Below are 19,504 nucleotides of genomic sequence, written 5' to 3' on the forward strand. Positions count from 1 at the left end.
GGGAATGAGGAGTCGGCGGGGGGAGTTGGACCCACGGTGACGACGACCGAGGTGCGACCCCAGTCCTGGATGACCCCCGTTCGCTCGTTCTGGGTGGTGGCCCTCGTGTTCTTCACCGTCATGGGATCGTCGGCGGCGCCGTCCCCGCTGTACCCCGTGTACCAGTCCCGATGGGGATTCGGCGCGTCGACGCTGACCATCGTCTTCGCCGTGTACGTCTTCGCACTACTCGCCGCCCTGTTGACCGTCGGGTCGCTGTCCGACCACCTCGGCCGTAAGCCCGTGATCGTGACGTCGCTGCTCGTGCTGATCGCCAGCCAGGTCGTCTTCGTGTTCGCCGACGGGGTCGGCTGGCTCATCGCCGCGCGCGTCGTGCAGGGTCTGGCGGCCGGCGCGGCCATGGGTGCCCTGACCGCTGCGATCATCGATCTGCAGCCGACCGACCGTCTCGGCCCCCTGGTGAGCTCGGTCGCACCGGCCTTCGGGCTGGGAGCAGGCGGTATCGCGGCCGGACTGCTGGTGCAGTTCGCGCCGTTCCCCACCACGCTCGTGTACGTCGTGATGATCGTCGCGCTGGTCGTCCTCACGGCGCTCGTCGTGGCGGTGCCGGAATCCGCGGTCCGGGCAGGCTTCGACGACCGTCGACACGTCGTGCGGGTGCTGACGCCGACCCTCGGTCTGCCCGTGTCGATCCGTGCCCACTTCTGGCCGGTCGTCCCCGCGCTCGTCGCGACGTGGTCGCTGGGCGGGTTCCACCTGTCGCTGGGGCCGTCCATCATGGGCACGGTCTTCGATCTCCGCGGTGCCGTCGTGGGCGGGCTGGACATCTTCACGATGTTCACGGCCGGAGCGATCGGTGCCGCGTCCGCTCGTACTCTTCTCCCGCGCACGGCCATGACCGCCGGTGCACTCACTCTCGCCGCGGGCATCGTGGTGAATCTCGTCGGGCTGCACATCGCGTCGGCGCCGCTGTACTTCGTCGGGACCGCGGTGTCCGGGTTCGGCTGGGGCGCGACGTTCCTCGGCGCGATGAGCATCATCGGCGCTCTCGCACCGCCGGAGCATCGCGGCAGTGTCTTCGCCACGACGCTCGTGCTGAGTTACCTCGCCTTCAGCGTGCCGGCCATCGTCGCGGGTGTGGCGATCCACTCGGCCGGTCTCCTCGTCACCGCGACGGTCTACGGAGCGGTCATCGTGGCGCTGGCGTCGGTTGCCGTCACGACGACGGCGCTCCGTTCACCCGTGCGCGTCTGACCCAGCACTGCGCGGACGGGCTCCATGAGGAATATTGGTGTCCCATGACGTCTGCCGACACCGTGACCGGACGTGCGCGTTTCACCCGCGACGAGATCCCCCGGCTCCTGGGCCTGGCAGCAGTGCTCGTGGCGCTGCACGTCGTCGGGTGGGGCCTGTTCCTGCACTACGACTCGATCCCGGCGATCCACGGCCTCAACCGCGCGGACGGCACTCTCGTCTACGCGGGCGCCGGGGTGTTGGCCTACACGTTGGGCATGCGGCACGCCTTCGACGCCGACCACATCGCGGCCATCGACGACACCACCCGACTGCTGCTGCAGAAAGGCAGGCGGCCCCTGGCGGTCGGACTGTTCTTCTCGCTCGGGCACTCGACGGTCGTGTTCGCGTTCGTCGCCGCGATCGCGTTCGCCGCATCGCGCGCGACGGATTTCCGGGACGCCTTCGCGGACACCGGCGGCATCATCGGCACCCTCGTCTCCGGCACGTTCCTCTACCTCATCGCGGCCCTGAACCTGGTCGTCCTCGTCGGCATCGTGCGCATGTGGCGTGCCGCGCGGCGCGGACAGTTCTCCGACGAGACGCTCGACGATCTCCTCGCACGCAGAGGACTGCTCAATCGGATCTTCCGCGGCCGCTACGACCGGATGATCAGCCACTCGTGGCAGATGTATCCGCTGGGGCTGCTCTTCGGCCTGGGGTTCGACACCGCCACGCAGGTCGGTCTGCTCGCCGTGGCGGGCACCAGCGCCATCGCCGGTGGCCTGCCGCCGATGGCCATCATCGCGCTGCCGGTGCTGTTCGCGGCCGGCATGTCGACGATGGACACGCTCGACGGCGTCTTCATGTCCAAGGCGTACGGCTGGGCCTTCGTCACGCCGGTCCGGAAGATCTACTACAACATCACGATGACGGGCCTGTCGATCTTCCTCGCCCTCGTGGTGGGCACCGTGCAGATCCTGTCGTTGCTCGGTGAGGAACTCGGACTGTCCGGCGGCATCTGGGACGCGGTGGCCGCAGTGGATCTCACCCTGGCGGGGCAGATCGTGGTGGTCGTGTTCGTGGTGGTCTGGATCGGCTCGATCGTCTACTACAAGGCGGCGCGCATCGACGACCGGTTCGAGCGGGAGACGCCGGCGAGCTGAGCCGCGGGAGTCACCGGGCGACGATCGCGTCGTGCAGTTCGGCGTGATCGTCGAAGTACACGGTTCGACTGCCGAAGTGCTGCCAGGTGTCGCTGCCTCGCCCCGCCACGACGACGGTGTCCCCGGCCGCCGCGTCCGCCACGGCGTGGTGGAATGCTGCGCGCCGGTCCGCGATCTCCACCACGCGGACGCCCCGATCACCGGACCGGGCGCCGCGGACGACGTCGGCGCGAATCGAGTGCGGATCCTCGCCGTTGGCGCTCTCGTCCGTGACGACGATGTCGTTCGCATAGGCCGCGGCGACCGTGCCCAGCTCGACGCGCTTGCCCACGTCACGGTCACCGGTCGCCCCGATGACCAGGATCAGGCGCCCCGGGGTGATGCGCCGCAGGTACGGCAGGATCGCGCGCTGGCCGGACACGTTGTGCATGTAGTCGACGAGGGCGGTGAAGTCCTGGCCGGCCGACACGGTCTCGCACCGGCCCGGAATGCTGTGCAGCGCCGAGATGCCGGCGGCCGCACGCTCCGCGTCCACCCCACCGGAGAGGAGGGAGGCGAGTGCGACCAGAGCGTTCGCCACCTGGTGGGGGCCGAGAACCTGCAGTGAGAGCGGGATGTCGCCCACCGGGGTCCGGGCGAGGAATCGGGTGCGATGCGTCGTGCAGTCGATGCGATCGGCGCGGAAGTCCGCCGAAGGATCGGACACCGAGCACGTCACCGTCGGCACCGCGCACTCCGACGCGAGCCGCCGCCCGTACTCGTCGTCGATCATGACGACGGCCCGTCCGGTGCGGTCCGGGGTGAACAGTGAGGCCTTGGTCCGGTAGTACTCCTCCATCGAGCCGTGGAAGTCGAGGTGGTCCCGGCCGAGATTGGTGAAGGCGGTGACGGCGAACTCCACTCCGTCGACGCGGTGCTGGGCGATGGCGTGCGAGGACACCTCCAGGGCGGCGGCCGTGCATCCGTTGTGGACGAACGTCGACAGCGTGCGTTGGAGCACCGTCGCCTCGGGAGTGGTGCGCACCGGGGCCTCGTCGCTGCCGGCGCCGCTGACCGCCACCCCGGAGATCATCCCCGCACGATGACCCGCGGCGCGCAGGCCGGCGTGGTGGAAGTGCGTCGTGCTCGTCTTGCCGTTGGTGCCCGTCGCTCCGAACACGGCCATCGACGAGGACGGGCTCCCGTGGAACCATGCGGCCAGCGGACCGACGACGACCCGCGGATCCGCGACCACGATGCTCGGCAACCGGGTGCCGGGCCGATCGCTGAGCACGGCCACCGCGCCGGCGCGCTGGGCGTCCTCCTCGAAATCGAGACCGTGCCAGCGTGTTCCGGGGAGCGCGACATACAGATCGCCGGGCCGCACCGCACGCGAATCGTCACAGAGATCGTCCACCGTGACCGGCTCGGCGGGGCCTGCGACCGATCCGCCCGCGCGGTCGGCGACGTCGACGAGGGACCTCGCCCCCTGGCCACCGGCATGCCGGATCGGACGGCGGGACACGACACTCACCAGGATGCGGTACCCGAAAGTAGAACGCTCAACCACCTCGGTGCGGCACCCGGGACACTGGAGGGGTGAGCGCAGCCGACGGAGACTCCACGCAGGCCCGAGTGGTGCTGAGGACCATGCCCGACGATCGACTTCCCGAATGGGTCGAGCGCAGCCGCGGCGACTACCGCGCCGATCGCGTCCGGGCGGGTGACACCCTCGAACAGGCGACCGACAACGCCGAGCAGAGTTTCTCCGCCTACTTCCCCGACGGTCGTCCGGCACCGCATCATCAGGTGTACGACGTGCTGGACGGCGAGACCGTGGTGGGGTCACTGTGGATCGGGCCCCAGTCGATCGCGACCACGACCGACTGGTGGGTCTGGGACGTCGCCATCGACGAGCGGTACCGGGGTCGCGGTCTCGGCCGGGCGGCGATGCTCCTGGCGGAGGACGCCGTGCGGGAGAACGGCGGAACGGTGCTCGGGCTCAATGTCTTCGGCTTCAACACGGCGGCGCGTCGGCTGTACGAGTCGCTGGGGTACGACACCGCGTCCCTCCGGATGCAGAAGGTTCTCCGGGAGGACGCGCGATGAGCGTGGACGAGCCGGTGGTGTTCGACCTCACCGCGGCGCGCGACGAGTTCACCCGCTTCATGATGTCCTACCGCTTCGGCATGCAGGAGCTCACCACCAAGATCGACATCCTGAAGGACGAGTTCACGCACCTGCATTCCTACAGTCCCATCGAGCACGTGGTGTCGCGGCTGAAGACGCCGCGCAGCATCGCCGAGAAGGCCGTGCGCAAGGGGATTCCGTTGACGTTCCAGGCGATTCGCGCCGGTCTGTTCGACATCGCCGGCGTCCGGATCACCTGTAGTTTCATCGCCGACACCTATGCGGTGAAGGAGATGCTGGCGTCGCAGAGCGACATCCGAGTGCTCGAGTTCGAGGACTACATCGCGAATCCGAAGCCCAACGGGTACCGCAGTCTCCACCTCACCATCGAGATTCCGGTGTTCCTGTCCGACCGCACGGAGCACGTCTTCGTGGAGCTGCAGATCCGGACCATCGCGATGGACTTCTGGGCGAGTCTCGAACACAAGATCTTCTACAAGTACGACGGTGAGGTGCCGCAACGCCTGCGGGACGAGTTGCGCGAGGCGGCGATGGCCGCGGGCACGCTCGACATCACGATGGAGCGACTGCACGCCGAGGTGGTCCGTCTCGGCGACGCCCGCACCGACGCCGGCCCCGACTACGAGGAGCTGTTCCTGCGCTCGCTCATGCCGGGACTGGCGCCGGATCCGCGGTCAGGCGGGGACGTTCCGCACCCGTAGCGAGGTCTTCGTGGCCAGCACCCAGTAGAGGGCGAAGCCGATGCCGCAGCCGATGAACCAGCTGTACTGCGCCGCGGTGTGCATTCCGGTGAGGGTGCCGCCCGTGAGCACGGGGAACATCGCGAAGACGGCACCGACGGCGGTGGCGATCAGCGCGGCCGGGTTGTAGCCCTTGGCGTAGTGGTACGTGCCGCTCTCGTCCATGGTGAACAGGTCGTCGACGATGACCTTCTGCTTGCGGATGAGGTAGTAGTCCGCGATGAGGATGCCGAACAGCGGTCCGATGAACGCTCCCAGGGTCTCGAGCGTGTAGTGGATGACGTCGGGATTGTTGTAGAGGTTCCACGGCGTGATGAGCACGGAGCCGACGGCGGCGATCATGCCGCCGGCGCGCCAGCTGATCTTCTGCGGGCTGACGTTGGAGAAGTCGAAGGCCGGCGAGATGAAGTTCGCGACGATGTTGATACCGATCGTGGCGATCGTGAAGGTCAACGCGCCCAACACGATCGCGAAGGTGCTGTCGATGCGCGCCACCGTCGTGACGGGGTCGGTGATGAGCTCGCCGAAGACGGGAACGGTGAGGGACGCGGTGACGACGACGAGGATCGAGAAGAGCAGGAAGTTGACGGGCAGGCCCAGGAAGTTGCCGCGCTTCACGGCGGCGTAGCTCTTTCCGTAGCGCGAGAAGTCGCCGAAGTTGAGCATCGGACCCGAGAAGTAGGAGACGACGAGCGCGATCGCGCCGAGCATGACGGGCACCGCGGCGAACCCCGTGTAGGTGACGTCGCCGAGGTTCAGGTCGATGGCGCTCCAGCCGGCTTCGTGAATCAAGTAGCCGCACAACAGGAACATGACGACGTAGACGGCCGGGCCGCAGAAGTCGATGAACTTGCGGATGGACTCCATGCCGCGCCAGAAGACCGCCGCCTGCAGGACCCACAGGAGCATGAAGCTGCCCCACCCCAGAGTGGACAGTCCCGCGAACCCGTGGAGGTCTCGGTCCGCCCACGGACCGAGCGCCGGGAACAGCTTGATCAACACGATGTCGAGCGCGGCGGAGGCCAGGAAGGTCTGGATCCCGTACCACGCCACCGCGATCAGTCCTCGGATGATGGCGGGAACGTTGGCCCCGAGGACGCCGAAGACCGATCGACAGATCACCGGGTACGGGACACCTGCGACCTGACTGGGCTTGGCCACCAGGTTGCAGAAGACGTAGACGATCGAGATGCCGACGAGGAGACAGACGAGCACCTGCCAACTGGCCAGTCCCAGCGCGAAAAGGCTGCCCGCGGTGACGTATCCGCCCACGGAGTGCACGTCGGACATCCAGAACGCGAAGATGTTGTAGGACGACCAGGTCTGCTTCCGCAGCGGGGCGAGGTCCTCGTTGGTGAGCCTCGGGTCGTACCCCTCCTTGATCACTCCACCCCCCACCGGATGTCCCTCTGCTGTCGACCCGCCTCCGGCGTACCCGTGTGCCTCGATCAGATCGTTCACACCGGAGCGGGACCCGGGAGGCGGGTCGAACGGGCCGGTGTGCGGAATGGTGTCGGTCATCGTGTCTCCGTCGCTGGTGCGGACCGTGGTCGGTGCTGCGGAGAAGTCTGAGCCCGTTGTATTTCCGTGTCGTGACGAAACCGATATATCTCTTTACCGGCAGGTTTCCGGGTCCGGTCTGTCCGGTTCCGGCTCAGGAGAGCAGGCCGGAACCCGCCGGAAGCGTCGCGATGACGTCGTTCAGCCGCTCGTTGTGGTGCCCTGCCGCCGCCAGGAGTGCCGCCGAGTCGCGGTCGACGAACGCGCGGACCATGACGCTGTGATCGTCGTTCAACGCCGCGCGGTCCGCACCCTTCACGTGCACCATCGGTTGGACCGGCTCCGTGACGTTCCACGCGACGTCGAGCATGTGGAGCAGGCGGTACATCCGGGACGGCGCGGTGAGGGCGACGTGGAACTCGCGGCTCAACCGGTGGTAGCGCTGGGGATCGTCGTCCGCGATCGAGGATCGGAGGTCTCGCTCGATCTGTTCGGCACGACGCCGTTCCCCGTCGGTGGCGGCCTCGGCCGCCACCGCGAGGGCGGCGTTCTCGAGCACCTCCCGAACGATGTACATCTCGCGCAGTTCCTGAGACGTCAACTGCGCGACCGTGTATCCGAGGTTGGGTCGATGCGACACCAGATTCTCGCCGATGAGGGTCTTCAGCGATTCGCGCACCGGGATGCGGCTGACTCCGAACACGTCGGCGACGTCGCCCAGGGGAATGGGCGTTCCCGGCGGGGCGTCACCCGACAGGATGACCCGGCGGAGTTCGGTGAGGATCTCCTCCTGTGAACCACCCGCGACGTCGCGGGACAGTTTCGCGAGCAGGGCCGAGCGGCGACGCGGCGGCATCGTGACCCCTTCTGCGAACCGGGACGGGACATGGCGACTCTAACCGGGGGAGTCGTCGGACGCTCGCGTGTCGCCGCATCGGTGCGACGAGAGTTGGTGAACGTTCACGTCGGCGGACGCCGGTCGATCGATCCGCTGCCGGGCAGTCGGCTCGCCTGCCCGAGCTCGCGGCGCGGGCTCCCCGGTGCACGTCGATCTGCCGTGGACGATCAGGTCGGCGGCTGCTCGATCCGAGCGAACCTCAAGTCTCGCTTGACAGTCGAGACCGGTCACACCGACCGGCCGGGGTCACGGCGCGCCGAGCAGCGCCGATGCACGGTGCGCGCGGGGCGGGTGTCCCTCGAACGGACCACAGCGCGATTCCCGCGTCGGCGGGTGTTCGGGCCGATCCTGCCCGACTTATGACAAATACCGAGAAAGGCCCTTACGATGACCCGATGCGCGACGGTCGTCTTCCCGATGGATTCGGAGTGCGTATCGATCCTCGAGTGCGGACTCTCTCGAACGGTCGAGTTCTCCTCGGCGGATCGCCCACCAGGATGGTGATGCTGGCACCCGCCGCGGCCGCGATGATCGGCGACGGATTCCTGCGGGTGTCCGATCCCGACTCCGCCACGGTGGCGCGTCGACTGCTCGACTCCGGTGTCGCGAACCCCCGGCCGATGAGCACTCCGTCCGCCGCGGACGTGACGGTCGTGATCCCGGTCCGCGACAACCACGAGGGACTGCTGCGGCTGATGCGCGCGCTGCGTGGACTCCGCGTGATCGTCGTGGACGACGGGTCCCGCGTTCCCGTCCGGCACGCCGAGATCGCCGTGGACGAACTGTGTGCCTCGGTCGCGGTGGTGCGGCACGACGCCCCGCGGGGACCGTCCGCGGCGCGCAACGCCGGCCTCGCCGCGGCCACGACCGACTTCGTCGCGTTCCTCGACTCCGACGTGGTGCCGCGCAAGGGCTGGCTCGAAGTCGTCCTCAGTCATTTCTCCGACCCCTCCGTCGGGCTGGTCGCTCCGCGCATCGTGGCGCTCGAGCCGGAGGGCAGTGCGCTCGCCCGCTACGAGCGCGCACGGTCCTCCCTCGATCTCGGTCGCCGGGAGGCCCCGGTGTTCGCGGGTGGCCCGGTGTCGTACGTCCCCAGTGCGGCGGTCGTCGCCCGGCGACGGGCCGTGCTCGACTGCGGAGGCTTCGACGAGGCGATGCACGTGGCCGAGGACGTCGATCTGTGCTGGCGACTGCAGGACGCGGGATGGCGCCTGCGGTACGAGCCGGTGGCCCGCGTCGCCCACGATCACCGCGTCACTCTGCGAAAGTGGTTCGGCCGCAAGCTATTTTACGGTACCGGTGCCACCGAGCTGGCCTCCCGCCACCACGGGAAGGTGCCGCCCGTGGCCATGGCGCGGTCGACCCTGCTCGCACTGCTGCTGGCCGCCTCGGGGACGCGTGCGGGCATGGTCGGTGCGCTGGTCACGCTGATCACCACGGTGGTCCGCCTACGGCGCCTGTTCGTCGATCTGGATCACCCCACTCGCCTCGCCGCGGTGTTCGCGGCACGCGGAACCGTCGGGGGCGCTTGGCAGTTGGCCTCCGCGGCGGTGCGGCACTACTGGCCGGTCACGCTGGTGGCCGTGCTGTTCTCCCGGCGCATCCGACGTCTGGCGCTGGCCATCGCGGTGGCGGAGGGTGTGCGGGACTGGGTCGAGCACCGGGAGCCGGGCGGCCTCGGTCCGGTGCGCTACGCGGCGTACAAGCGCATCGACGACGTCGCCTACGGCACCGGACTCTGGGTGGGTGCCGTGTCGCACCGCGACCCCCGTGCTCTGGTGCCGCGTCTCGGCAACCAGTAGTCCCTGCCAGCCGCTCTGTGAGCTGGGTTACAGTGGAGGCCGGTCGAGTGTGCCGATCTGCCGGGCGAGGCTGTTGACGGAAGCGGGGTCTGTGGTGACGGTCAATCCGTGGGTCGCGATGAGGCCCGGGGACGACGCCGCCACGCTCGCGCGCTCCGTCTCCCGCGCTCACGAGACCTTTGTCGGGCCGGGCCTGTCGACCGTGGGACTCGCCCGTCCCGTCGATCCCCAGTCGCCCGTGCGGTCCGTCGTTCTCGACTCCTGGCTGCGCAGCCGCGACATGGGCGTCGACCCCGATCGTGGTGCGGACGATCTCCTCGACGACGTCACGCTCGCGCAGTACCGCGCCGATCACCCGATGTCCGTCATCCGACCCGTGGTGCGCAAGCTCCTCGTCGAGGACGCCGCCGACACCGGCCTTCTCGTGGCCATCACCGACGCGTCGGGCCGGCTGCTGTGGGTCGAGGGCGACACCGCGGCGAAGGATCGCGCGAACGCCATGAACTTCACCGAGGGCGCTGACTGGAGCGAGGGGCGGATGGGCACCAACGCCCCCGGCACCGCGCTGGCCATCGATCACTGCGTGCAGATCTTCGCCGCCGAGCACTTCTCGCGGCCCGTGCACGAGTGGAGTTGCAGTGCAGCCCCCGTCCACCACCCCGTCACCGGCCGCATCCTGGGGGCCATCGACATCACGGGCGGTCCGCGCGTCGCGGTTCCCGAGGTGCTCTCGTTGGTCCGCGCGACGGTGGCGGCGGCCGAGTCCGAACTGCGATTGCATCTGCTCGAGTCCCCGCGTCCCGATCTCGACACCGGAGTCCGGCTGGAGGTGCTCGGAGCCGGGCGCCCGTCGTTGGTCCGCGGCGGTGAACGCGTCGCCCTGTCCGGACGGCACGCCGAGATGCTGCTGCTGTTGCGGGCACATCCCGAGGGGCTGAGCTCCGACCATCTCGCCGTGCTGCTCGACGAGAACGAGCTGGACTCGGTCACTGTTCGAGCCGAGATGTCGCGCCTGCGCAAGGTTTTCGGGGCCGACGGTGTGGCCTCGCGGCCCTATCGACTGGTGGCGGAACTGTCGTCGGACGTCGAGGACGTGCGGGCGGCTCTCGACCGCGGGGACATCGACGCGGCGCTGCGGCTCTACTCCGGCGTGGTGCTCCCGTCGTCGTACGCCCCGGGTATCGCGGAGATCCGCGAGGAGTTGCGAGTGCGCGTCCAGGCGGCGCTGCTGCGGTCCGGTGACCCGGTGCTGCTGGCGCGGTGGACGGCGTCGGTGCACGGCCGCGAGGACGCCGCCGCGTGGTCGGCCTACCTCGCCACGCTCAGCCCGTCCTCGGCGCTGTACGGGCAGGTCCAGGCTCGCCTCGCCCTGCTGGGCTGACCGAGTCGGCTCTGCAACGGTCATGCAACCGTCGTCGTTCTAGTGTCCTGCATCACAGCCCCCGATGACCGTGGGGGTGGATCACCGATGAAGGAGCATGTTCGATGACTGTCTTCGCTCGCCCGGGTACGCCCGACGCCGCCATGTCTTTCGAGGCCCGCTACGACAACTGGATCGGCAACGAGTGGGTCGCTCCGGTCAAGGGTCAGTACTTCGAGAACCCGACGCCCGTCACGGGACAGAACTTCTGCGAGATCGCGCGTTCCACCGCCGAGGACATCGACCTCGCCCTGGACGCCGCACACAAGGCCGCGCCGGCGTGGGGCAAGACCTCGCCCGCCGAGCGCGCCGTCATCCTGAACAAGATCGCCGACCGCATCGCCGAAAACCTCGACTCCATCGCGCTCGCCGAGTCGTGGGACAACGGCAAGCCGATCCGCGAGACGCTGAACGCCGACATCCCGCTCGCGATCGATCACTTCCGCTACTTCGCCGGATGCATTCGTGCGCAGGAGGGTTCGCTGTCCGAGATCGACAGTGACACCGTCGCGTACCACTTCCACGAGCCGCTCGGCGTCGTCGGCCAGATCATCCCGTGGAACTTCCCGATCCTGATGGCCGTGTGGAAGCTCGCCCCCGCACTCGCCGCCGGCAACGCCGTCGTCCTCAAGCCGGCCGAGCAGACTCCCGCGTCGATCATGTACCTGATCAGCGTCATCGGTGACCTGCTGCCCCCGGGCGTGCTCAACATCGTCAACGGCTTCGGCACCGAGGCCGGCAAGCCGCTCGCGTCGAGCCCCCGCATCAAGAAGATCGCGTTCACCGGTGAGACCACGACCGGGCGCCTGATCATGCAGTACGCCTCGCAGAACCTCATCCCGGTGACGCTCGAGCTCGGCGGCAAGAGCCCCAACATCTTCTTCTCCGACGTGCTGTCGCAGAACGACGACTACCAGGACAAGGCCCTCGAGGGCTTCACGATGTTCGCCCTCAACCAGGGCGAGGTCTGCACCTGCCCGTCGCGTTCGCTGATCCAGCAGGACATCTACGACGACTTCCTTGCACTCGCCGCGATCCGCACCAAGGCCGTCCGCCAGGGTGATCCGCTGGACACCGAGACGATGATCGGCGCCCAGGCCTCGAACGACCAGCTCGAGAAGATCCTGTCGTACATCGAGATCGGCAAGGGCGAGGGCGCCAAGATCGTCACGGGCGGCGAGCGCGCGCAGCTCGGCGGCGACCTCAACGGCGGCTACTACGTGCAGCCCACCATTTTCACCGGCAAGAACAACATGCGCATCTTCCAGGAGGAGATCTTCGGACCCGTCGTCTCGGTCACGTCGTTCACCGACTACGCCAACGCCATCGAGATCGCCAACGACACGCTGTACGGCCTCGGCGCCGGTGTCTGGTCGCGTGACGGCGGCGTCGCCTACCGCGCCGGCCGCGACATCCAGGCCGGTCGTGTGTGGACCAACACGTACCACCAGTACCCGGCCCACGCGGCCTTCGGTGGCTACAAGCAGTCGGGCATCGGCCGCGAGAACCACAAGATGATGCTCGACCACTACCAGCAGACCAAGAACCTGCTGGTGAGCTACGCCCCGAAGGCTCAGGGCTTCTTCTGATGCAGCCGAACCACGGGTCGGCACCGCCTCCGAGGCTCAAAGCAACCGCCGGGGCGATGGAGCTTCTCCGTCGCCTCGGCGGGCTCCACGGCGCGCTGATGATGCATCAGAGCGGCGGATGCTGCGACGGGTCGTCGCCGATGTGTTACCCCGCAGGCGAATTCATCGTCGGGGACCGCGACGTCCTGCTCGGGCTCCTCGACCTGCGCGCGGAGGTGGGCACCGTCGCGGACGACCTGCCGAGCGACGGCGACGCCGTTCCGGTGTGGATCTCCGGGTCGCAGTTCCAGGCGTGGAAGCACACCCAGATGGTGCTCGACGTGGTGCCGGGCCGGGGCAGCGGCTTCTCCCTCGAGACGCCGGAGGGGTTGCGGTTCCTCAGTCGTGGGCGGGCCTACACCCCCGAGGAGAACGCGGAACTCGAGTCGCAGGACCCCATCACCGGCGCGCAGTGGGAGGAGGGCGCTCGCCCGCCCGTCCCCACCGAGTCGATCGTGGTCGCCGAGGCCGTCGACGCCTGCCCGGTGCCGGGGATGGCGATTCAGGGATGAGTCGGGTGCGCTGAGCCGCGGTTACCGCGGCTCAGCGCACCGTCGGAGGGTCGCTCGGACCTCGGCGATCACCTCGTCGGGTCTCTGTGTGAGGTCGCGCCAGGTGTACCGCAGCACCGTCCACTCCTGAACGACGACGTTCTGCCGAGTTCGGTCTCGGTGAAAGGCGGTGGGGTCCGAATGGAAGGCCCAGCCGTCGATCTCGATGCAGACGCGTTCGTCGAGGAACACGAAGTCCAGCACGTACCCGCGCCACGGAAAGTTGACCAGGAACCCGGTGATGCGTCCATTGCGCATCACGGCGAGGAAGAGTCGCTCGGCCTCCGACCGAGCTCCTCCCTCCGCTGCCACGAGAAGCTTCTCGGCGGCGGGCGCGCCACGTCGCCGGGGGTTCCGATCGTGTGCGCGCCGGAGCACGGACGGCGACATCCGCCCGCGAAGGGCCACGTCGACGATGCCCATGCCCATCTCCTCGGACGCTTCGAGAACCGTGAGACCCGACGCCGTGACGCGGATTCCGCGAATTGCGACCACGTCGGCGGGGTCGAGGTTCCGTCGTCGCACCCGAACACCCGACGGCGCCCTGCTCCGTCCTCCGCGCGGGACCGTGACATCGACGATGCGTGGTGCAACCGAAACGAGTCCGTGCCAGTACGCGGCACTCGCCGACGTCACAACCGCCCCGTCGCCGGCCCAGTATGCGGCGCACCGCACCCTCGCGGCGTCCGTCCACGGTCTGTCGCAGGCGACGTAGACACCGCGCGTGACCCGGCGCCAATGGCCCGCTCGGACGCGCCGATCGATCGCGTCCTGGCTCATCCCGGCGTCGTGAGCCTGCGTCGCGGTGATGACACCGTCGTGGAGCGCGAGAAGTCGATCGATCACAGGCGTTGGACGGCCGCGTCGGCTCTCCTGGTTCCGCCGGGTGCGCCGGGTGCGCGGGGCCGCGGTTACCGCGGGTCAGCGCACCGTCCAGTGGAAAAACAATCGCAACGTCCCCGCAACACGGCAGTCCTAGCCTCACCTCACCACCCGCTCACACTCCGAAAGAGGCTCACCCATGGCCGTGAAGGAACCGCGCCCCGTGGCGTCCGATTCTCAGGCAGAATCGTCCGACTACCTGGCCAAGCGCACGCTCAAGACCGGCAGCGCGGGGTGGGTGCTGCTGGCGGGGCTGGGTGTCAGCTACGTCATCTCGGGTGACTACTCGGGGTGGAACTTCGGACTCGAGCAGGGTGGGTTCGGTGGTCTGCTGATCGCGGGCATCCTGATCGCCGGCATGTACCTGGCGATGGTGCTGGGCATGGCGGAGATGTCGTCTGCGCTCCCGGCAGCGGGCGGCGGATACACGTTCGCCCGGCGCGCGCTCGGACCGTGGGGCGGATTCGCCACCGGCACAGCCATTCTCATCGAGTATGCCATCGCCCCCGCGGCCATCGCGACGTTCATCGGCGCCTACGTCGAATCGCTCGGCCTGTTCGGGATCACCGACGGGTGGTGGGTGTACCTCGCCGTCTACGCCATCTTCATCGGCGTGCACCTCGCCGGTGTCGGTGAAGCGCTGAAGGTCATGTTCGTCATCACCGGCATCGCTCTCGTAGGCCTCGTCATCTTCGCTGTCGCCGCGATCTTCCAGTTCGACGCCTCCAACCTCACCGACATCGCCCCGACGGATGCCGCGGGCGCCTCGAGTTTCCTGCCGATGGGGTACCTGGGGATCTGGGCCGCGGTGCCGATCGCGATCTGGTTCTTCCTCGCGATCGAGGGCGTGCCGCTCGCGGCCGAGGAAGCGAAGGATCCGGCGCGCAACGTGCCACGCGCATCATCGCCGCCATGGCGGTGCTGCTGGTGACCGCCACCGCCATGCTGATCCTCGTGACGGGCGCCGGCGGAGCCGACGCGATGCAGGCGTCGGGCAACCCGTTGGTGGAGGCGCTGGGAGACAGCGGCGCCGCGACGGTGGTCAACTACATCGGCCTCGCCGGTCTGATCGCCAGCTTCTTCTCCATCATGTACGCCTACTCCCGGCAGCTGTTCGCGCTGAGCCGCGCCGGCTACCTGCCGAAGTCGATGTCCGTCGTCAACAGCCGGAAGGCGCCGACGCTGGCGCTGATCGTGCCCGGCATCATCGGCTTCGCCCTGACGTTCACCGGCAAGGGCTCGATGTTGTTGAACATGGCCGTCTTCGGGGCGGCGCTGAGCTACGTTCTGATGATGGTGAGCCACATCGTGCTCCGTCGCCGCGAGCCCGACATGCCGCGCCCTTATCGCACCCCGGGCGGCACGGTCACGACCGGATTCGCGCTCGTCATCGCCGCCTTCGCCGTGATCGCGACGTTCCTCGTGGACAGCCAGGCGGCGCTGTGGTGCCTGGTCGTCTTTGCGCTCTTCATGGTCTACTTCGGCGTCTACAGCCGCCATCACCTCGTGGCCAATTCTCCGGACGAGGAGTTCGCGGCGCTCGCCGCTGCCGAGGACGAACTCGGGTGAGCACCTACCACCAGCAGATCTCGGGATCGACCTACACCTTCGACGGTCTCGTCGAGGTCATGGCGAAGGCCACCCCGGCGCGATCGGGCGATCAACTCGCAGGCTGCGCGGCGGAGTCGGACGCCGAACGTGCCGCCGCCGCCTGGGTTCTGGCGGATCTCCCGTTGCAGACGTTCCTCGACGAGCAGGTGGTGCCGTACGAGAGCGACGAGGTCACCCGCCTCATCATCGACAGCCATGACGCGCAGGCATTCGACGCGGTCTCTCATCTGACGGTGGGCGGTCTGCGGGACTGGTTGCTCACGGTCGCAGCGGAACCCGACAGCGCCCGGACACTGCGGGACGTCGCGCCCGGCCTCACCCCGGAGATGGTGGCCGCGACGAGCAAGATCATGCGCAACCAGGATCTCATCGCGGTGGCGCGGGCGGCGACGGTGATCTCGGCGTTCCGCACCACCATCGGTCTGCCCGGAACGATGGCCACCCGCCTGCAGCCCAATCATCCGACGGACGACCCGCACGGAATCGCCGCGGCGACGCTCGACGGTCTGCTGATGGGCTCGGGCGACGCCGTCATCGGCATCAACCCGGCGACCGACTCACCTGCTGCGACAGCCGATCTGCTGTACCTGCTCGACGAGATCCGCCAGCGTTTCGAGATTCCGGTGCAGTCGTGTGTGCTCTCCCACGTCACCACCACCGTGGACCTGATCGGCAAGGGTGTCCCGGTGGATCTCGTGTTCCAGTCCATCGCGGGAACCGAGGGTGCCAACTCCAGTTTCGGGGTGACGGTGCCGATGCTCCTCGAGGCGAACGAGGCGGGAAAGTCGTTGCACCGCGGCACCGTCGGGAACAACGTCATGTACCTGGAGACGGGCCAGGGATCGGCGCTGTCCGCCAACTCCCACGTCGGAACCGGGGGCAAGCCCGTCGATCAGCAGACCCTCGAGACCCGCGCGTACGGGTTGGCGCGGGCGCTCGATCCGCTGTTGGTCAACACCGTCGTGGGCTTCATTGGACCCGAGTACCTGTACGACGGCAAGCAGATAATCCGTGCCGGCCTCGAGGATCACTTCTGCGGCAAGATCCTGGGCCTGCCCATGGGTGTCGACGTCTGCTACACCAACCATGCCGAAGCGGACCAGGACGACATGGACACGTTGTTGACGCTGCTCGGTGCCGCGGGCGCCGCCTTCGTCATCGCCGTGCCGGGTGCCGACGACATCATGCTCGGCTACCAGAGCCTGTCCTTCCACGACGCCCTCTACGTCCGACAGGTGTTGGGCCTCAGACCCGCTCCCGAGTTCGAGGCGTGGATGCACCGGCTGGGGATGACCGACGACGCGGGGCGGGTCCTGCCCGTCGACGCCGCGTCGTCGCCGCTGCGAGCACTGACGACGCCGGCATGAGCACACCGGACTTCTGGACCGACCTGCGTGTCACGACGCAGGCGCGCATCGGGCTCGGCCGGGCGGGGGACGCCCTTCCGACGACGCGGGTGCTCGAGTTCCGTGCCGCCCACGCCGCGGCGCGGGACGCGGTCCACATGCCGCTCGACACCGACAGCTTCGCTCGGGAGATCGCCGCTGTCGGACTCGGTGATCCGGTGGTCGTGTCCAGCAAGGCGTCCACCCGCAGCGAGTATCTGCGTCGTCCCGATCTGGGACGGCAGCCCGAGGACCTGTCCGGTGTCGACTCGGTCGACGCGGACATCGGAATCGTGTTGTGCGACGGGCTCTCCCCGCGGGCGCTGATGGATCACGGTGCGGGTCTGCTCGCTGCGCTGAAGGACTCGCTGGGCACGTTCACGATCGCGCCCCCGGTGATAGCGACCCAGGCCAGGGTCGCGCTGGGTGACCATGTCGGGGCGGCACTGGGCGTGTCGACGCTCATCGTCGTCATCGGTGAACGGCCGGGACTCTCGGTCGCGGACAGCCTCGGCATCTACCTGACGCACGGTCCGAAGCCGGGCCGCAACGACTCCGAGCGCAACTGCATCTCGAACATCCACCCGCCCGGCGGCATGCACTACGACCATGCGGCACGGGTGACGGCATCGCTGGTCGCGGGTGCCCGCACGCTCGGGCGGTCCGGCGTCGATCTCAAGGACTCCTCTCGCGAACTGACCTGACCCGCGCACCGTTAGGGTCTGACATCGTGCTGCTGCAACGTGTGCGCGTCGAACCCGCGCGGGACGACCTCTCGGACGTCCGCATCGTCGACGACCTGGTGAGCGAGATCTCGGCACCCGGGGAGCGCCTGACTCCCGCCTCCGCCGAGACCGTCGTCGACGGGCGCGGGGGAGTAGTGCTGCCCGGGTTCGTCGACGGGCACCTGCACATGGCGCAGTGGGCACTCGCGCGCCGCCGACTGGACGTCGGCGCGGCCACCAGTGCACGGCACCTCGTCGACCTGCTGGTGACGTCGGGCCTCACCGGCGACGTTCGTGCACAGGGCTTCCGGGGTGCCCTCTGGCCGGACGCACCGCACAAGGACCTGCTCGAGGCCGCGCTGCCGGGTGTGTCCGTCGCGGTGACGAGCATGGATCTGCACACCGTCTGGCTCTCCCCGGCGTTGCTGCGCGAGCTCGCGGTCGATCACCCCACCGGTGTCTTCCGCGATCACGACGCCATCGCGATCGCGAGTGCCGTCGACGCGCGTGTCGGTACGGGCGTGCTCGACGAGTACGTGTGCGAGGCCACCGAGGATCTCGCCGCGCGGGGCGTGACCGAGGTCCTCGACTTCGAGTTCGACGACAACCTCACCGCGTGGACGCGGCGCTTCGCCTCCGGTCGTCCGGCAGTGCGGGTGAGCGCGTCGACGTGGCCGACGTGGCTCGAGGAGACACTGGCGGCCGGCCACCGGACCGGCGACGTCGCCGCGGACACGGGCCGCATGCTCCGCATGGGACCGCTGAAGATCATGGCCGACGGGTCGCTCAACACGCGGACGGCCTGCTGCCACGACCCCTATCCCGACGCGGGGCACGCGGCGCCGGCGACGCACGACGCCGAGGCACACGGGCTGCTGCTCGTCGACCATCCGGAGCTGGTGCGATTGATCTCGCGCGCGGCGGGCGGTGGGATCGCCGCCGCGGTGCACGCCATCGGTGACCGCGCCAACACCGTCGTGCTCGACGCCTTCGAGACCGTGCGCGCGCTCATGGACTCGGGTGCTCTCCCCGTCGTCGGTGGACGCGTCGAGCACGCGCAGCAGGTCCGCCCGGAAGACCTGGACCGGTTCGCGGCGCTGGGCGTCGTCGCCTCGGTCCAGCCTCAGCACGCGGTGACCGACCGCGACGTCGCCGACGTGCTGTGGTCCGGCCGACGATCGATCGCGTACGGCTACCACTCGCTGCACCGCCACGGCGCGCTGCTGCAGTTCGGGTCCGACGCTCCCGTCTCCCCGCCCGATCCGCGGTCGGCCGTCGCCGACGCCGTGTTCCGCACCGACGACGAGCGACCGTCCTGGCATCCGGGCGAGGCGGTGGCGATGGACGTCGCACTGCGGGCGGCATCGGGTGGGCGCGCAGGTGTCGACGTCGGATCCGCCGCCGATCTCGTCGTGCTCGCCGAGTCCCCGTACGTCCTGTCGAACGCCGACCTGCGGTCCGTTCCGGTGATCGCCACGATCAGCGGTGGGCGCGCGACCCACGTGTCCTGAGCCTTCGCCACCGTGTCGGAGACACACGCGGTGGCCGAGCAACCTGACCCGTGTCGCTACCCGGCGGTAGTGTCGATGTGTGACAACAGTCTCGCGGTGTGGGTGCATGTTCCACGCCCGGTCGACGCCGCCGGGAGCGTCGCGGGCCGCATTCGGCGCGTCGGTGGGCCACGGGCGGCGCCTGTTCGGTGGAAAGTCCGACAATCCCTCCGGAAACGGGATCGTCGACCGTTTTCGTGCCATTCCTCGTGACGGGGGTGGGGACCGTGTTCCGAGGGCGTCGTCCCTGCTCACACACCCTTTTCTCGCGTCGCGCGGCGAG

At 68.7% G+C, this 19,504-nt stretch carries 15 protein-coding genes and 2 pseudogenes; 12 read left to right on the forward strand and 5 right to left on the reverse strand.

Annotated elements, in window-relative coordinates; all coding sequences use genetic code 11:
* The first annotated feature begins 36 nt into the window (after positions 1 to 36).
* Positions 37 to 1,254 carry an MFS transporter gene (locus tag HQ308_RS04125; RefSeq protein ID WP_308115664.1) on the forward strand — a complete coding sequence of 406 codons (1,218 nt, stop codon included), beginning with the start codon at positions 37 to 39 and terminating at the stop codon, positions 1,252 to 1,254.
* 44 nt (positions 1,255 to 1,298) lie between these two features.
* Positions 1,299 to 2,399, forward strand: a complete 1,101-nt coding sequence (locus HQ308_RS04130) for a HoxN/HupN/NixA family nickel/cobalt transporter (RefSeq protein ID WP_222645508.1) — start codon at positions 1,299 to 1,301, stop codon at positions 2,397 to 2,399.
* A 10-nt stretch (positions 2,400 to 2,409) separates the two neighbouring features.
* On the opposite strand, the gene HQ308_RS04135 is transcribed toward HQ308_RS04130, so the two are convergent.
* The gene (locus HQ308_RS04135; protein WP_308115665.1) at positions 2,410 to 3,912 is read right to left on the reverse strand and encodes a UDP-N-acetylmuramoyl-L-alanyl-D-glutamate--2,6-diaminopimelate ligase; all 1,503 of its coding nucleotides are present in this window, start codon (positions 3,910 to 3,912) and stop codon (positions 2,410 to 2,412) included.
* A gap of 65 nt (positions 3,913 to 3,977) precedes the next feature.
* Here HQ308_RS04135 and HQ308_RS04140 point away from each other — a divergent pair, with 65 nt between their 5' ends.
* Together HQ308_RS04140 and HQ308_RS04145 are read left to right on the forward strand one after the other, a co-directional pair.
* Entirely contained in the window at positions 3,978 to 4,487 is a 510-nt protein-coding gene (locus HQ308_RS04140) for a GNAT family N-acetyltransferase (RefSeq protein WP_222639331.1), read from the forward strand.
* Positions 4,484 to 5,230, forward strand: a complete 747-nt coding sequence (locus HQ308_RS04145; RefSeq protein WP_081821128.1) for a GTP pyrophosphokinase family protein — start codon at positions 4,484 to 4,486, stop codon at positions 5,228 to 5,230. Before HQ308_RS04140 ends, HQ308_RS04145 begins: the two co-directional genes overlap by 4 nt.
* On the opposite strand, the gene HQ308_RS04150 is transcribed toward HQ308_RS04145, so the two are convergent.
* Both HQ308_RS04150 and HQ308_RS04155 read right to left on the reverse strand, forming a co-directional pair.
* Positions 5,204 to 6,790 (reverse strand): NCS1 family nucleobase:cation symporter-1, encoded by a 1,587-nt coding sequence (locus HQ308_RS04150; protein WP_056441786.1) that lies wholly within the window; start codon positions 6,788 to 6,790, stop codon positions 5,204 to 5,206. The two genes, HQ308_RS04145 and HQ308_RS04150, sit on opposite strands and share 27 nt — an antisense overlap.
* 133 nt (positions 6,791 to 6,923) lie before the next feature.
* Positions 6,924 to 7,625 (reverse strand): GntR family transcriptional regulator, encoded by a 702-nt coding sequence (locus tag HQ308_RS04155; protein WP_056441789.1) that lies wholly within the window; start codon positions 7,623 to 7,625, stop codon positions 6,924 to 6,926.
* A 437-nt stretch (positions 7,626 to 8,062) separates the two neighbouring features.
* Here HQ308_RS04155 and mftF point away from each other — a divergent pair, with 437 nt between their 5' ends.
* The 4 genes from mftF to HQ308_RS04175 all read left to right on the forward strand — a co-directional run bounded on the left by mftF (position 8,063) and on the right by HQ308_RS04175 (position 13,029).
* Positions 8,063 to 9,469 (forward strand): mycofactocin biosynthesis glycosyltransferase MftF, encoded by a 1,407-nt coding sequence (mftF, locus tag HQ308_RS04160; protein ID WP_027504628.1) that lies wholly within the window; start codon positions 8,063 to 8,065, stop codon positions 9,467 to 9,469.
* 118 nt (positions 9,470 to 9,587) lie between these two features.
* Positions 9,588 to 10,850 (forward strand): transcriptional regulator, encoded by a 1,263-nt coding sequence (locus tag HQ308_RS04165; protein WP_222639572.1) that lies wholly within the window; start codon positions 9,588 to 9,590, stop codon positions 10,848 to 10,850.
* A 104-nt stretch (positions 10,851 to 10,954) separates the two neighbouring features.
* Complete coding sequence (gene adh, locus HQ308_RS04170) at positions 10,955 to 12,478, forward strand: aldehyde dehydrogenase (RefSeq protein WP_027504630.1); 1,524 nt, start codon at positions 10,955 to 10,957, stop codon at positions 12,476 to 12,478.
* A gap of 56 nt (positions 12,479 to 12,534) precedes the next feature.
* A complete protein-coding gene (locus HQ308_RS04175; protein WP_037184728.1) occupies positions 12,535 to 13,029 on the forward strand; it encodes a DUF779 domain-containing protein in 495 nt (164 codons plus the stop codon).
* Positions 13,030 to 13,050: 21 nt separating this feature from the next.
* Here HQ308_RS04175 and HQ308_RS22395 read toward each other — a convergent pair whose 3' ends face one another.
* Both HQ308_RS22395 and HQ308_RS22400 read right to left on the reverse strand, forming a co-directional pair.
* On the reverse strand, positions 13,051 to 13,593 hold the full coding sequence (locus HQ308_RS22395) for a DUF559 domain-containing protein (protein ID WP_308115695.1): 543 nt from the start codon (positions 13,591 to 13,593) through the stop codon (positions 13,051 to 13,053).
* A 195-nt stretch (positions 13,594 to 13,788) separates the two neighbouring features.
* Positions 13,789 to 13,914: pseudogene (locus HQ308_RS22400) on the reverse strand (type IV toxin-antitoxin system AbiEi family antitoxin domain-containing protein); the annotation flags it as partial.
* Positions 13,915 to 14,089: 175 nt separating this feature from the next.
* Here HQ308_RS22400 and eat point away from each other — a divergent pair.
* From eat to HQ308_RS04200, 4 genes and pseudogenes are all read left to right on the forward strand, one after another.
* Positions 14,090 to 15,519, forward strand: a pseudogene (gene eat, locus HQ308_RS04185) (ethanolamine permease).
* Positions 15,516 to 16,928 carry an ethanolamine ammonia-lyase subunit EutB gene (locus tag HQ308_RS04190; RefSeq protein ID WP_222645510.1) on the forward strand — a complete coding sequence of 471 codons (1,413 nt, stop codon included), beginning with the start codon at positions 15,516 to 15,518 and terminating at the stop codon, positions 16,926 to 16,928. Before eat ends, HQ308_RS04190 begins: the two are co-directional and overlap by 4 nt.
* The gene (gene eutC / locus HQ308_RS04195; protein WP_222645511.1) at positions 16,925 to 17,650 is read left to right on the forward strand and encodes an ethanolamine ammonia-lyase subunit EutC; all 726 of its coding nucleotides are present in this window, start codon (positions 16,925 to 16,927) and stop codon (positions 17,648 to 17,650) included. The genes HQ308_RS04190 and eutC overlap by 4 nt, the downstream gene beginning before the upstream one ends.
* Positions 17,651 to 17,676: 26 nt before the next feature.
* On the forward strand, positions 17,677 to 19,182 hold the full coding sequence (locus tag HQ308_RS04200; protein ID WP_222645512.1) for an amidohydrolase: 1,506 nt from the start codon (positions 17,677 to 17,679) through the stop codon (positions 19,180 to 19,182).
* Positions 19,183 to 19,504 lie beyond the last annotated feature (322 nt).

The sequence above is a fragment of the Rhodococcus sp. BP-241 genome, assembly GCF_019836145.1.
Taxonomy (GTDB): domain Bacteria; phylum Actinomycetota; class Actinomycetes; order Mycobacteriales; family Mycobacteriaceae; genus Rhodococcoides.

Coding starts and splice junctions, on each gene's coding strand:
- HQ308_RS04130 (WP_222645508.1), top strand. CDS start 1,299: ATGACGTCTGCCGACACCGTGACCGGACGTGCGCGTTTCACCCGCGAC.
- HQ308_RS04145 (WP_081821128.1), top strand. CDS start 4,484: ATGAGCGTGGACGAGCCGGTGGTGTTCGACCTCACCGCGGCGCGCGAC.
- HQ308_RS04150 (WP_056441786.1), bottom strand. CDS start 6,790: ATGACCGACACCATTCCGCACACCGGCCCGTTCGACCCGCCTCCCGGG.
- HQ308_RS04155 (WP_056441789.1), bottom strand. CDS start 7,625: ATGCCGCCGCGTCGCCGCTCGGCCCTGCTCGCGAAACTGTCCCGCGAC.
- mftF (WP_027504628.1), top strand. CDS start 8,063: ATGCGCGACGGTCGTCTTCCCGATGGATTCGGAGTGCGTATCGATCCT.
- HQ308_RS04165 (WP_222639572.1), top strand. CDS start 9,588: ATGAGGCCCGGGGACGACGCCGCCACGCTCGCGCGCTCCGTCTCCCGC.
- adh (WP_027504630.1), top strand. CDS start 10,955: ATGACTGTCTTCGCTCGCCCGGGTACGCCCGACGCCGCCATGTCTTTC.
- HQ308_RS04175 (WP_037184728.1), top strand. CDS start 12,535: ATGGAGCTTCTCCGTCGCCTCGGCGGGCTCCACGGCGCGCTGATGATG.
- eutC (WP_222645511.1), top strand. CDS start 16,925: ATGAGCACACCGGACTTCTGGACCGACCTGCGTGTCACGACGCAGGCG.